The organism is Coprococcus eutactus, from assembly GCF_001404675.1.
In the GTDB taxonomy this organism is placed as follows: domain Bacteria; phylum Bacillota; class Clostridia; order Lachnospirales; family Lachnospiraceae; genus Coprococcus; species Coprococcus aceti.
Genome location: NZ_CYXU01000003.1, coordinates 72,521 through 87,687 on the forward strand (window position 1 = coordinate 72,521; position 15,167 = coordinate 87,687).

General features: G+C 42.2%; 11 protein-coding genes and 1 riboswitch. Of the genes, 2 read left to right on the forward strand and 9 right to left on the reverse strand.

From position 1 onward, the window contains the following. Positions 1-33 precede the first annotated feature (33 nt). A complete protein-coding gene (locus ARA78_RS07425) occupies positions 34-6,276 on the reverse strand; it encodes a DUF4430 domain-containing protein (protein WP_242849687.1) in 6,243 nt (2,080 codons plus the stop codon). Positions 6,277-6,437: 161 nt separating this feature from the next. After that, positions 6,438-6,583, reverse strand: a riboswitch (cobalamin riboswitch). Positions 6,584-6,652: 69 nt separating this feature from the next. On the opposite strand from ARA78_RS07425, the gene ARA78_RS14560 reads away from it, so the two are divergent. Then, positions 6,653-6,922, forward strand: coding sequence for a PH domain-containing protein (locus ARA78_RS14560; protein ID WP_334291739.1), 270 nt, complete (start codon positions 6,653-6,655; stop codon positions 6,920-6,922). 11 nt (positions 6,923-6,933) lie between these two features. On the opposite strand, the gene ARA78_RS07435 is transcribed toward ARA78_RS14560, so the two are convergent. The 8 genes from ARA78_RS07435 to ARA78_RS07470 all read right to left on the reverse strand — a co-directional run bounded on the left by ARA78_RS07435 (position 6,934) and on the right by ARA78_RS07470 (position 14,009). Beyond that, on the reverse strand, positions 6,934-7,767 hold the full coding sequence (locus ARA78_RS07435) for a hypothetical protein (RefSeq protein WP_055146363.1): 834 nt from the start codon (positions 7,765-7,767) through the stop codon (positions 6,934-6,936). Between the two features lie 145 nt (positions 7,768-7,912). Then, positions 7,913-9,034: a hypothetical protein gene (locus ARA78_RS07440; RefSeq protein ID WP_022215799.1), complete on the reverse strand. Its 1,122-nt coding sequence runs from the start codon at positions 9,032-9,034 to the stop codon at positions 7,913-7,915. Further along, entirely contained in the window at positions 9,021-9,749 is a 729-nt protein-coding gene (locus ARA78_RS07445) for an XRE family transcriptional regulator (RefSeq protein WP_022215800.1), read from the reverse strand. The genes ARA78_RS07440 and ARA78_RS07445 overlap by 14 nt, the downstream gene beginning before the upstream one ends. Positions 9,750-9,774: 25 nt before the next feature. After that, positions 9,775-10,452, reverse strand: coding sequence for a GDSL-type esterase/lipase family protein (locus ARA78_RS07450; protein WP_055271922.1), 678 nt, complete (start codon positions 10,450-10,452; stop codon positions 9,775-9,777). A gap of 808 nt (positions 10,453-11,260) precedes the next feature. Next, positions 11,261-11,659 (reverse strand): hypothetical protein, encoded by a 399-nt coding sequence (locus tag ARA78_RS07455; protein WP_055146351.1) that lies wholly within the window; start codon positions 11,657-11,659, stop codon positions 11,261-11,263. A gap of 30 nt (positions 11,660-11,689) precedes the next feature. Beyond that, positions 11,690-11,884: a hypothetical protein gene (locus tag ARA78_RS07460; RefSeq protein WP_055271923.1), complete on the reverse strand. Its 195-nt coding sequence runs from the start codon at positions 11,882-11,884 to the stop codon at positions 11,690-11,692. A gap of 90 nt (positions 11,885-11,974) precedes the next feature. Further along, on the reverse strand, positions 11,975-13,666 hold the full coding sequence (locus tag ARA78_RS07465; protein ID WP_022215853.1) for a recombinase family protein: 1,692 nt from the start codon (positions 13,664-13,666) through the stop codon (positions 11,975-11,977). 151 nt (positions 13,667-13,817) lie between these two features. Beyond that, the gene (locus ARA78_RS07470) at positions 13,818-14,009 is read right to left on the reverse strand and encodes a hypothetical protein (RefSeq protein WP_022215854.1); all 192 of its coding nucleotides are present in this window, start codon (positions 14,007-14,009) and stop codon (positions 13,818-13,820) included. A gap of 249 nt (positions 14,010-14,258) precedes the next feature. Between ARA78_RS07470 and ARA78_RS07475 the strand changes: the two genes are divergently transcribed. Next, entirely contained in the window at positions 14,259-15,131 is an 873-nt protein-coding gene (locus ARA78_RS07475) for a hypothetical protein (RefSeq protein ID WP_022215855.1), read from the forward strand. Positions 15,132-15,167 lie beyond the last annotated feature (36 nt).

Here is a 15,167-nt window from a genome sequence, read left to right on the forward strand (position 1 = left end):
CCGGATCATCTCTGCGTTTCTATGGCCTGAGAATTATTTTACTTTGACAGACTTCACTGAGCTGCCAAGTCCCATGTATCTCTTGCCATTTATTGTTTTGTAAGCTCTTACTCTCACATAGTATCTCTTGTTCTTTGCTAGATTCTTGATAGTTGCACTGCCATACTTTGCGCTCACATACTTTGTCTTTGCAGACTTAAAGCTCTTGTTTGTAGCATATGTTATCTGATATCCGGTAGCACCGCTTACCTTCTTGTAGGTCACCTTAAGACTTCTGCTGCTGTTTGATGCAAGCTTTGTTATTGATGACTTTGCAGGGGTAACTATCAGAGTTACGATTCCGCTTGCCTTGTTGTAATTGCTGTTGCCTGAGACAGTGATCTTTATCTGTACTCTGCCCGGCTTCTTGGTTCTCACAAGACCTGACTTGCTGTTTACTATCGCAATATTCTTGTTTGTTGATGAGTAAGTTACAGTTCCCTTACCAGCAGCCTTAACAGTTATATATCTATTGTATACATATAATGTGTTGCCTGTCACTGTCTGGTCTGCCTTATTGATCTTGAAGGTCTGCTCAACACTGCCTGTATAATCGTTCTTACCTGTTATAGTTACCTTGGCTGTTCCGGCGTTCACGTTATTTGCATACGATGCTGTATAATCAGCCGCCTCAAGCTTCTTACCGTCAACTGTTACTGTAACCTCAGGCTTCTGTGCCTTGCCTGTATATGTCACATCTGCAACTTCTATAACTGTGTTGTCCTTTGTGAGTGTAACCTTTGTATCCGGCTCCTCTGGCTCTACAGGAACCTCCTTGACTGTTATCTTGATAACGATCTGTCCAGCCTCGTAGTTCTCTGTTCCCTCAGATGAAACTGTGATCTCAGTCTCACCGACAGCCTTGACTGTCACACGTCCTGTCTCAGGATCTACCTCTGCCACCTCTGGTGCAGATGATGCAAATGTAAGTGTACCCTGTCCTGTAACCTTGAGATCAAATGGCTCTGCATTTTCAAGAACCTCGATCTCAGTCTTTTCTGTAGTTATCGTCTTTGTAGACTTCTTTATCTCGAACTCGCCCTGAATTGTACCAGAGAACTTACCAGTTCCCTTTACTGTACAAGTACCCTTTCCGGCATTTACGTTATCACTGTATGTAACCTCATAGCTGCTTGGATCAAGCTTCTTGTCATTTACATATACGGTAACTTCCGGTGTGAGCTCCTCTCCAGTGTACTCTGCGTCTGCTATCTCAAGCTTTGTATTGTCCTCAGTGAGTGCTGTCACTGCCATGATCTTGTACCATGCAGTTCTTCCACCTCTTGATGTGATCCTGCACACAACATCATTTGTCAGGTTGATCTTGGCTGAAAGTCCGTCAACCACAACATAATGGCCATCCGCAGTTGTCTTGTATGTCATGTCAAGCTTTACAAGATCTGCGCTCTCCGGCAATACAACACCGACCTCAAATGGATCAGCCTTTGTTCCTGTTCCATTCAGAACCTCTCCATTTGCCTTGTATGTGTAGATAGAATTCCAATTCTCATCGGTTTCTGTCTCTGTGGTAAATGTTATCTCTGTTCCATCTATTGTCATGGACTCAAATGTAGGAAGTCCTGAGAATGATGCTGCTACATCTGCTCCTGTGAGCTCATAGTGAAGCTCGATAGTGTCGTTATCCTTTGCATCCAGTGAACCAAGCCCACCGTTGTCAAAGTCGTCTCCGTTGTATGACAGCATCCATCCTGACATTGAGTAGTCAGCAACTGATGCAAGTCCGTTTACAGATACGATATATGGGCCATAAGCTGACTCCTGAATATCGTAGGCTATTCCGGCATTATCCAGTGCACGCTTTACAGCGTCAACCGCGGAAGCTGCCTCAACCTTTGTGTTCTCAAGGATAACTCCATCCTTTGATGCACCATTTATTCCGGCTGCACTTGCTGTGTAGTCATATACACCTATGTTGAAGATAGTAACTCCGTCAATTACAGTTCTTACCTTCTTGTATGTCTCTACAAATTCTCCATCTTCTGCTGTCAGAGGAACATTTGCCATGATCTCTGCTGCAGGTGCCACGTTCAAGATGGCCTCTCCGTCATTGATCTTGGTAACTGTGTCAACTGTGAGCTTCTTGACTGCCTCTATATTAGCAGCCGATACATATGAAGCCTGATCCTCTGTGATGCTCTCATCTGCTGCGGCTGTGCATGAATATGCAGATCCTGATATTGTCAGATCCTCTGAATAGCCTGCAAATACGCCTGTTGTGGCTGTGTCGCTGCCATTTACAGTTCCTGCGCTGTAGCAGTCTGTGATCTCCACGCCTGCGTCATTTGACGTATTACCCTTGAAAACACCTGCAATACCGCCTGCATTTGTCTGGCCTGTGATCGTTCCTGCATTGTAGCATGAAATGATCTTGCATCCAGGATCCTGCGGATAGTATTCATTGTGGCTTCCGAGTATTCCACCAACATTTGTCTTGGCTGTGATGTCACCATAGTTTGTCGAATTCTGTACGCAGATATTTCGGCTGCTCATAGATCCTATGATTCCGCCGACGGTACCACCGTTTTCTGCCTTAATAGTTCCATGATTTACACAGTTCTCAATCACTGTGTTGCTTATTTTGTTCGTGTTACAGTATCCTACCAGACCACCTATCGAAGCTGATGTATTTGTGCCTGTGTAAGTGATATTTACTTTAGATGTACAACCTGCTACTCTTGCCGGTGCATCTGTGGTTCCCTGATACAGGTATCCCACAACCGCTCCTGCTGCAGTCTTGGTGCTCATGATGATAGTTCCCTCTACTGTGAGGCTGCTGATCCTTGCACCCGCCTGTCCAAATATTCCTGAGTAGCCTATATCATTCTGATACAGATTGCTGATAGTATGTCCCTGGCCGTCAAATGAACCCATGTATATGGCACCCGATGTACCTATTGGTGTCCAGCTATATCCTGCAAGGTTGATATCCGCTGTGAGCACTGCATTAATGTCGACCTTCTTATTGACATTTACCTCATTTTCAAACCAGTACAGCTCTGCACCTGTGCTGATCTGGTATACTCCGTCAACCTGTTCGGGCTCGGTCTTGCTCTCGCCATCCCAAGCAGTTGCACTTGACGCTGTGAGGCTGATGGTCTGTGACATCTCGCCGGAAGTATCCTCCGGGATCTCAAATGTTCCCTCGGCATACATGTATCCGGCACACTTCATAGTGTAATTGTACTGTCTGCCTGCAAGACCATTGAAGCTGCCGTCCTTTACTGTTACGGGATTTCCTTCAGTATCCTTTATGCTTACCTTATATCCTTCTACTGCTTCGTTTGTAGCACCATCCACTACATCAAGCTTTACCTGGACAAAGTCTGTCTTTGCCAGCTTAAATGACATATCCGGGAGACTTCCAAGGTATGCCACACGTACGCTTGCTGCCATCTGTACAGGCTTTCCTGTTGCATGGCGGACCTCTCTGTGTGAACCGTATGGCGAACCGAATCCGCCCTCATACAGAACTCCGCTCAGCGTGTACTCGTCACCTGCAAAATACTGAGGTATCTTGACTGTAACTGTCTGGGCAGCAGGATATGATGCAAATGCATACTGGTTGCTTGCTCCTGAGAATTCATTTCCCTCACCATCTGACAGTTTTATAGTTCCGGCCATGTTGTAAATTCCTGCAAGCTTGTTGGCCGGAATATACAGACCGTCGTATGCCTTCTTGCCATCCTCTGTACGCTTACCATATGAAACCTCTATGGTATCACCGGCTCTGAGTTCATCTGCTGAGATCTCGTCACCATCAGCGTTCTTATATGTGTATGATACCGGGACTTCCTTTGCACGTACTACCTGATATGTGCTAACTCCGTCCTTTGTCACCTTTATTATGTTTGATCCCTCTGTGAGACCGCTTACAGTGTAGCTTCCATCATCATTCTTCTTGACATCTGCTGTTGTAAATCCACTGTATGTAAGCTTGTTTCCCGTGATCTGTGGATGAAGAACTGATACTGCCACTCCATCCTCCGGTGTAAATGTGTACTCTGCACCGGCTGCTCCCTCAAGATAATACAGAACATCGATCTGTGCATCCAGATTGTCTACAGCAGTCTTAGCAGTCTCTGTGTTGCGTCCTGCATTTAATGTCATATTTGTCTGAATGTCTGAGCCGTCATTTCCTACAGTGAATACGACTACACCTGTGTTTTCAGGCCAGATCGCACTGAAGAATGAACCGCCCATACCAGGCTTGTTGATCTCTGCATCATAGGTTACGAGAAGTATCGCTGTTCCCTCTGACTTTGCCTCGATCTCTGCTATCTCTGAATGCTCGCCAGGTACAACGCTGATCACATCACTTGATGGGTTACCATTCTCATCGATAACTGTGTAGTGATAATCAGGCTCTGCTGATTTTGCATTCATGATACCCTCTATTGCCTGCCAGTTACGGAAGCACTCAAGGTGATACTTGTCACCCTTCTGCATTGACACGTAGCCCTTCTCATTTGAAGTCATATAGATATCAGCTACATCTGAGCTATTGGCTGACATGTCATGTACAACTGTGCCAGGGCCATATGTGCTGTCGCCGATGTACATATCCTCGGCTGTTACCTTGTACTCAGCATCTGTGGTTGTGGAGAACCAGTTCCAGTATGTCACTCCCTCTCCACCAGTTACACGGTAGTAATATGTGATACCACTTCCAAGCTTATACTTGTATGTGTCATATCCGGCATCCTTGCTGTCTATCTTGATGCCAGCCTCATCCTTATATATATAGTATGTTGAAAGTGTACCAACTCTGAGCTCAGTTCCCTCTGGAACTGTGAACTCTACTGTCTTTGCCGCTGCAAGAGCTACTGAATAACCGTAGCTTCTGTTGGATGTAAGTGTGTTTGACACAGTCTTAGAGATATAGTCATCTGCTCTATCTCCAACCGGATCATATGTCACTGACACCATATCAGCATAGTAGAACAGTCCTGCATACTTTGCCCAGGCGCCATCTGACCCCTCCCTGGTCTTTACAAACTCTGCATGTCTGTCCACATTGTCAGGAGACATAACCTTACCTGTGACGGTATAGTCAACGTCTTCCTTCCAATATTTTTTGTTGCCATCTACAGTGTCATAACCTGTACATGCTATATCTGTGATACTGTATATGCTGTATGACTGCTGTGGATCGTCTGTGACTACGAGATCTATAGATCCCATATCTGTCTTCTCGTCACCGCTCTTCTGATATGCTGACAGACGGTATGTACCCGGCTCAAGCTCAAGGGTATACTTGCTGCCATCAGGCTCTCCAACTTCAATCTCATTGCCCTCTGAATCAGCCAGAGTCATGTAAGGAGCAGAATAATTCATGGTTACAGATACTGTATTTCTCTTGTCGCCCCTGATCTTCTTCTCAACTGCCTGAACCTCATCTGCAGTTGCAGTGAGATCTGTCATGACCGCCTGAACCTCTTCACGTAGAGCCTCGTCCTTAGCTATCTCATCTGCATGCTCTGCATAGAGCACATAGAGCTCTGTCTTGTCCTGAGTCTCATAGTATGCATACTCAGAGTCAAATGTATTCTTATCCGGATTGTAGCCATATCCCAGATCTGCGCCATAATCTGCGAGTGTGAACTGCCAACGGATAACGTGTGTATTGTCTACTCCGGCTGCAGAATCTACCTGATATTCTCCTGCGCCGACATTTCCCATTATATTGTCAACTGTGTTCATCCAGCCAGACATGCTGAAATAGTCAAACTGGCCAAGATCTTTTCCAGTCTTGTCCTTAAGCTCAAGTGCCTTTCCATTCTTCTTCTGATAAGCATCCTTAAGCTCCTGTGGAACATTTGCAGCTCCCTTATCAATGCCCTTTACGTTGGCAAGATAATAACTGGAACTGTTGTATTTGTCTGTTCCTGAAGGTTCTGTTTCAAGTCCCTCTTTCTTGAAAAACGCGTAAGTTGCCTGTGATACGGTAAGCTTAGACAGGTCGATGTCTATGCCTTCCTCTTTCCAGACTTCACCGATCTCTTTGTAGGACATTCTCTCTGGCTCGATATAGAATCCCTGGCCAAGAGTAAATCCCTCAAGAGACAGCACAACGTACTCAGTGCTGTAATCAACTTCGCCATCACTCTCTGCGGCAGCAGCCTGAACATAGCCCCAGCTTGCATTTGAAGCAAATGGTGCCACTAAAACTGCGCATGCCAATAAGAATGAAAGCATCAATGTCCTGATTCGTTTCATCTCCTATTTTCCTTTCTTTATTTAATTGTAGGTTATAAAGCAGGGAATATGTATTCTGCTTTTCCCACGCCCAAAAGCTAACAGATGAACTGTCATGTCATCCGCATCCGGGTACTCCGCATATCCCGGCTGTCTGTGTCTGTCAGACGCCGTCACGCGGCCGGAAATCTCATAAAATCTGCGGGCATTCTGACTGAAAGACACAAGTCTTAACACAGTAATGGCGGTTGCACCGGAATCTCACCGAATTTCCCCCTGATCGAATGCTTTTCAGGACGGCATCCGAGCAGATTTTCACTATGAAATCACAGGGTTTATAGTAATTGTGAATCGGGAAATTGTCAACTCCAAGCCATGATAACATCAAAAAAAGATTATCAGGGAGGATGAAGTTCGACTCTACAGGATCATAGATATATCACTGAACCGTACACTCGGTCAGAGAATGTTCGGTCTCGGAACTATCAAATGCTGCTCAGCAGACAAGACTCTCGGAGATTTTGAGATCAAAAACATCAAGAAATCGAAGGGTGTCAAAGAGATGCTATCAGAGATGGTTGAGGAAGAGAGAAACCGTAAGAAAGTCACAAGCCGGGTATCCCTATTTTATAGAGATATCCGGCTTTTCTTCTGGCTCTTATTCTGATTACTTTTTAGTTACGGAAGCCAGCTTATTCTGACCTCTTTGAGCTGTCCTGTTGTATCGTCAAACTCAAATGTATAGCCGCTGCTTCCCATATAAACCTCAGAATCTACACTGTACTTGACTATCTTGCCATCTACTTCTGCATTCTCGCTGCACTTTTCAAGCAACTGATCCTTGGTGATAGTTGTTGGAAATGAGAAGTTCACCTGCTTTGCACCATCAAGCATCATCTCACTGATCTCTGCATTCATGCTGGCATCATAATCCGGGTTTGGCACAAAAAGGTGTGAATATCTTACATATGAGAGAACGCAATCCTCTGCCTTCTGCTCACTGTCAGTAAAATTGCCAAACATAAACTGCATCGTTACGTAGTCATTGATGTCTGCTGTGTATCTGTCAGTTTCGTAATTTTTATTTACATTGTTTCCACTGTTATTGAGTGAATTCTGCTCAAATGGTATTCCGCCATCTATAAGATCCTTCAAGGTGGACTCACCTAAAGTGAATTTCTTTCCATTATATACAAATGACCTATTGTCAAGATCTGCGTAATTCTCGCTGAGTCCCGATGCCAATGTGAAATCCTCATATACAGGCATCGTAAATTCTGTGGATTCCTCACTGTCATCACTGTAATCGGTTTCATCTGCATATGAATCATCAGATTCAGTATCACCTGTATCCTCAGCCTCAGATTCCTCCTCCGTTGCCATTCCCGTTTCGGTTACCTGCTCTGTTGACTCCGTCTCTCTGGTGGATTTGCCATCATTTCCACATCCAACTATAGAAATTCCCATCACCACCGTGATAAGTCCTGCAATCAACATTTTCCTGTTCCTCATATAATAATCCTCCTTAAAACCTAGTGGCTTTATTATTGAGAATGTCACTATATTTTATCAAGCCGTAATCGGTTGCAACCAGGCAACTATGGGTAGCAAACCGGAATTATAGGGATTTTCGTCACTTTTTTGCAATCTATAGTGCTTATTTCTCCGTAATGTTCATGAAACTATAATAAGTGTCTCTGTCCATGGCATCCGAATTATCATCGGCAAATCCGCTGACTGTATATATGTTCCCATCCTTCAGATCAGCATATGCATTAAAATAGTATGTGATATTTCTCTTGCCGTCCTTTATATATAAGGTCGAATATGTGTAGTAATAAAATGTCACACCATTTACCTCACACTGACCTTCCTCTGTTACCTTTGATATTCCGGCCCCGGTCTTTCTGTCTGCCATATCAGATGCTGTCATCCAACTATACGGTACGATCGAAGTCACAACCGTGATCTTATCACCGTCTGAATAGTATGTCTTACCTGACAAATCCTCATTCTGAAGGCTGTAATTTTCAGGGATTTCATATGACACGGTAGTATCTCCATTCACGACACTGTCCACCACTCCCGTCTCCATAGCTTCGTCCTCCTGCCAGTATGAGCCTGTCATATCATTTGTCTCATCTGTGGGAACGGCCCCCGCAACAATGGCCACAGCTTCATCGGCAGCCTTCTCATATACCTCAGCTCTCTCCGACCCGCTCAGCGCATCTATATCTATCTCATCAAATCTTATCGAAGTAAAGAAACGCTGCCCTTCCCCGGCATCACATATAAGCTGATAAAAATATGATCTGTCGAACTTCGCACCTCGTTCATTTGCAAGACTCGCTATGTATCTGATATATTCCTTCCCCTGTATCTCGAACTTCTCAGGCTCCAGCTCCATCACATAACCTGCGTCCTCAATATTTTTCTTGCGTTGCTCTCTGTTGTCCCAGAAATCCGCCATCGTCTTATCCTCCACATCGATCTGTATCAGATAATCATCACAGCTTCTTATATTAAGGCAGCCACTCTCATGTATGATTGCCAGTCCTACCGGATTCACAGAGAAGGCATATCCCTTGAACACTATATGCCAAGGCTCTGTCTCATCGTCAGCTATTTTATTTCCATCCTGTTCAGTTTCACTTTTTTCTTCCGTCTTCCGCGCACTGTTCAGATCAATAACGCCCATAAACTCAAGAGCGACAAATGCAGCTCCCGCCAGTATACATGCTATTACGATCGCGCAGACAATTTTTTTACATTTTTTCATCGGCTGTCTTATCCTCAAGTATGATCTGAAGTGTATCTTCTTTCTTCATCCTTCTTATCTCAAGCCCAATGAGGATCAGAAGAATAATAAACACCAGCATGACAAATGATGCGGCAACTATGGTTGATGTCTTGTAATTCAGAAACAGACCATCACCGTCCACCCCTGTGTACAACTGTATGTAATCTCCATCCCGTACCCCCGGTACATCAAGCCACACAGTATCCATGATCTTTCGGCCATTGTCATCCAAATATGCCAGATCAGCTTTTGTATACTGCTGATACACCTTCTCCACGCGCACATTTCCGTTCTTATCTGAATGGCTGATCCACTCGTTCCTCACAAACAGCACCGCCACCACAATTACACAGAAAACGCATATGGCTGCCATCACGCAAAATAATATTTTCAATCTGGCAAGCCTGCCTTTTCCCCTGAGATTCTTCAGATGGACAGCATTATTCGCTGAAGTTCCATCCCCGGACACCTCTTCCGGCGCCTCCGGCTCATCACCCTTTCCATATATAAGTTCTCCAACCTGTACATCCAGAATCTCACATATACACACAAGCCTGTCCAGATCAGGATACGCCTTATCCCTCTCCCACTTGGACACAGCCTGTCTGCTGACTCCCATCTTTTCCGCAAATTCCTCCTGATTCAGACCGGCTTTCTTCCGGTACTCCTGAATCCTGGATCCTATAAGCAGCATTTGTTTTCCTCCTTATCTCCATCTGTTATACTGTTTTTTTCAAACAATTAATCCATGCTTTTGCCAAAGTTATATGCCCCTCTTTTGTAGGGTGTGATCCGTCTAATGTTTCATAACGTAAATTCTGTGATGCCAGATCTGCAACTTCAATTCCCGCAATTTCTGCAGCAATTTTTATTGCCGCATTGTATTCATATATCGATACACCAGCCCATTTATGTGGAAATTTCCAACTATTATCGCCTTTCATATAACTTTCCATCAATGTCCCGCATATAATTCTGCTTTTCGGATAATTCATCTTTATCTTTTGCAACATATTATAATAGGACGAGAAAAATGAAGGGCTTCCCAACTTATCATTTGTAATATGAACACCGTTTCCAAAATCATTAAACCCTAAATATATTAGAATCATATCAGGTGTGTACTGCTCTGTATGCAAATTTGATGTACGCTGATCACAATTTCCACTAGGGAATTTTTCACCTGTAACCTTACTTCCAGAATAAGAATTATTAACACAAATGTAGGCGTTAATGAACTGGTTTACCTTTGCCCACCATGTATCATATACCGATGTCATGTCATTTCTTAAAGAGTTGTACTCATCATAAAACACCTTATATCCAATCGGATTATATCCTGAATATGTACTTATAGAATCACCCAAAATAGATACAAATTTTACTTTATTTTTCATTGAAGTCCCCTCTACTTTCCTCTCTTCTTCAAAGTTTCTCGACGTTCTATTTTCATATACTTAACTCATCCACTATACTTGAATTAGATGCTCTTAATCAATCTATTCCCGAATATTCGGATTGACATTCAACTTTTATTATAGTATTATCATCACATAAAGAAATGGGGTTTTTGTCGTGTACAGCCTTATGGCTCAATCGGGTTGCTCGTTTCTTTTTTTATGTCTAAAATATCATATAAATATAATTGCAATAAAACAACTACATTATAACATTCATATTGTTAATAAGTTCTTTTAGAGAATTGGCAATTGGCTTATCTTCCACGTCTCCATCTATATCCATATTTTTCTTCAAATACAGACAAATCTGTTTCATCTTTCCTCTTAACAAGAAATACACCCTTATCAATTTCCTTTTTAATACCATCACAAATAGTACTAAAATCTTCATTTGAGTACTATTTAGGATATTGCTTCGTTTTTTCAAAATAATTTTGAATAGTTTCTCTCATGTCTACATACCTCAATTTAATAAATCTTGTAACAGTAAAAGGTGTCAGGTGTTACAGATCCGCCATGAGAAGCCATTTCCAGATTGGTATGACCTCTATATCTATACCGTCATATTCAAGATTTGTCTTGCGTGCAAGACAAAAACATAATTAAATTGTTCTCTATTAAAGATAATATATATAGTTGCGCCTGTAAAGTATCCCCCCATATCCGCAATTAGCATTCGCAACATCGTGCAAACCTCACCACTAAAAAACACCCCACAGCCACCGAAGCAACCATGAGGTGCAAATCATCTCAGCACATACCATTCTTCACCAAATTCTTCATAAATTTGAACCGCTGACGGATCATCAAGTCTCTCTGTAATACCTGTTTCTGATTCAAGGAAAACAAACTCTTCATTGTCATCTATAACCCGAATTCCATATAATTGCTTTAACGGATAATCCATGATAGTTGTCCCTTCCGTTTTACGCTCTGAATCAATATTAACATGATACAAATATTCCTTTTCAATCGATTCGAACGGTGCCTGTCCATACAATCCGTAAATATGTTTTTTCCCTTTTGTATCAATAAAATAGCCTTCGACATATGGCTCAGAATAAGAAGATACCGGCATGATAAATACTATTTTCTGTTTCTCCAAAAGATTATCAACATCATACTCAAAACGCCCTCCCGGCATAATGCAATCCACTACTTAGTTAGTCTATTCTTAACCTAATCCGCCCTGCGCATTTTCACGATGGTTTCTACGTGCATCGGTTGTCGAAGAAGAACACAATTCTTCAGTAGTGTCTGATGAAGAAGAATACATATTTTCTTCCTGTTCTTTCACATTTTTCATCTGCACATTATCGTTTAATTTCATCTCATCACTAACATTCAAAATTTGTGTCTGATTAGCCATAATCAAGCCCTCCTTATGAATGTTTTTATATCAGGGCACCTGTCCCTACCATATAGAAACAAGTGCCTTGTTACCTTAGTATACCACAATCTACGCCGGCTGTATTGCACTTTTTTCAGCCTTAAACCACTCCTTCGCATTAGGAACAACACTGTTCCCATTCCCTTTCATAACAAAAGTCAGCTTGTAAGGATCTACTGTGCCATCTTCGTTTGTCTCTCCCACGATGACCTTTTCCACAATACTTTCAAATACTACTCTGTCAAACTCATCCAGAATATCACCATCAGCAAGTGCTTTCTTAAGAGAAGCCATTCTCTTGCCCACATCCTTCTGATTGGAAACATTATTCTGAAGGAGTTCTATAGAGTCCTTCGACTTCTGAATTTTCACGGTAAGCTCTTCATACTTTTCATCATATGCCTCTTTGGTAAGACCATCATCAAGGTATATATCCGTAAGTTTCTTTCTTCGCTGCTCCAGATTATCAAGAGTTTTCTGCTCTTTTTTGAGTCTTGCAATATCATCATTATTCGCACCAATGCTTTCAATCGTTCCAATCACAGAATCAATTACATCATCAAAGCTTCCTGCCAACAGCTTATATGCCTCAAGGAAAGCATTTTCCAATATAGATTCATGAACGGATTTACTATTAGGGCAGTTATGCTTACCTCTATTGGCTGCATTTCTGCAATACCAGACCGGTGTTTCATACTTGGAGCTGCTATGAAGGGTACGTCTGGTCAGCTTCGTACCACAGAAACCGCACTCACACATACTGGAAAATGCATACTTTTTCGTATACTTTTCTCTCTTTCCATCTGCCTTTTTATCTGACTGATGGTTGCGGGATAAGCGAATTTCTTTTGCCTGTTCCCACACCTCTCTGCTTACAATAGGCTCATGATGGTCACGAACATAATACTGCTCCTCTTCACCAAAATTCTCGATTCGCCTCTTGGAAATCGGATCAGTGGTAATGGTTTTCTGCAAAAGCAAATCACCTTTATACTTCTCATTCTTGATAATGCCCCTCACACCACTGTCCGTCCATTTTGCCACACCTTTTTTATTGAGTTTCCCCAGTGCCTCCAGACGCTTTGCTATGGTATAAGTTCCATATCCTTGCAAATACAGTTCAAAAATCAATCGCACGGTTTCTGCCTCTGCTTCATTAACTGTAATTGTCTTATCCTCCGGATGATAATCATAACCAAGACAACCGTTAAAGCCCATCAGTTCTCCACGCTTCATCTTCATCTTAATGCCCAGCTTCACATTTTTTGATGTGGATTCCACTTCATTCTGAGCCAGCGTTCCCATAAGTGTAAGCATCATTTCTCCCTGTTCCGTCAAGGTATTGATATTCTCTTTTTCAAAAATCACTGCAATACCTCTTTCCTTTAAAAGGCGCACATACTGCAGGATATCAACCGTATTTCTGGAAAATCGTGATACTGATTTTGTCATAATCACATCAATCTTTCCATCCATACAATCCTGTATCATCCTCTGGAACTGCTCACGCTTGTCCACCTTTGTTCCAGTAATGGCTTCATCTGCATAAATACCCACCATAACCCAGTCCCGGTTTTCTGATATCTTGTCCTGATAATACTGCTTTTGGGACTGGAAACTCTCAAGCTGCTCGTCACCATCCGTACTTACACGGACATATGCCGCAACTCTCTGTCTTGTAATAACAAGTGGTTTACCCTCATAATCTCTCTTGCGGAGTATAGGACCCTCCACCGCCTTGATAACTTCTACTTCTGCCATAAAAATCCTCCTTCTTAAACCCGTGCTTGGTTTATCCTTCATACCAAGCATACTAAAAAATGAAAATATGAACGAACATACAAAAGGAGCCTGCATATACATTTTCATGCATATACAGACTCCGCCATCTCCCCAATACTGATTATGGTTGCTAAGCAACCTTATTTCCTGCATTGGATTTGAAATATTCCGACTCCAGAATATGATACGAACTCATAATCTTATTCTTTGCCAGAATATATTCATTCTCTGAAATCAATCCAAGACGAACCAGTTTTCTAATCACTGCCATCTTCTTGCTGAATTCCAGACATTTCTTTGCATCTAACTGACACCATTCCATAGCAAAACCTCCCTTCATAATTCCTACTGTTTCGTTCCAAGTCTGCACGCATGCTCCAAAATTCTTATAAAAAGTCGTAGAACATATGTTTGTTTTATGTTATAATTCTTCTATAAGAATCAGCTAGCGCACAAAGTAATCTTTTTAATTTCAAAAAGATTACCCTTTCACTAATAGGAGAAACAGAAGTGGTTTTGCGGAAGTGTTTTTGAAACTTTTTGAAAATAATGCAATGAGGAATGATATAAATTGAAACCAGACTACGAAGAATCAATAGAAAATGAAGACAATATAGCCTCTGATGAGCTCCTGTATATGGAAGAAATGGAACAGGCACGAATCATTGAGCAGGCTGCACTTGCAGAAATAGAATTAGAAATGGCTGCTTACCCTGAACCGGATGCTGATGTACCGGAGGAAGAAGCTACAGAAGCAGCCTCACGCACAATGTTAAAACGGGAGCTTCGTGCACAGGCTCTTTTAAGACTGGAAGATGGTGCGAGAACCGAAGAAGATTTTAAGGAAGTCATAAAGCAGTGGGATCACTTAGATGATAACCGGGAACGAAAGGAACGCTATCACGAAATAGGCAGGGAAATGAACCGGTTAACAGAGGATGCTCCAAAGAATCCGGTGGTAATCCCCTATCCAATCCACCACACCTACTGGCGGCAGATGATGAAAGGTGATTTTCTGGATGTAATATTTGACTGCCCCTTTGAAATGCATGAATTTCTTACGGATGAGGATTATTCCAAGATTATTTATGACTTGAAAGACAGTTACAAAGAGCTTATCTATTATCTGTATATTCGAGATTACAGCACTCTTTATGTTGGAAATCTGTTGGGACAGACTGACCGTAATATCAGAGGTGTGAGAAATACCATCTTAGGTCAGATAACCAAAAAGGTAATTGCGGTGCTTTTAGAACGACAAGAATTTGATATCCCTCTATGGACAACAGAACAGGAATTTATGGAAAAGTACAAAGAGAAAATACCTGACATACAAAGAAAAGCTAAAAAAGAAAAGGAAAAGATTATCCGTGAAATCGGTGTGCTGGCAAGAAAGGTATTAAAGCAGTACCAGAAAAGCATAACAAATCAGACCAACTGCTAATCTATTATAAGAAAAGCCACAGAATAGAAATAAAGT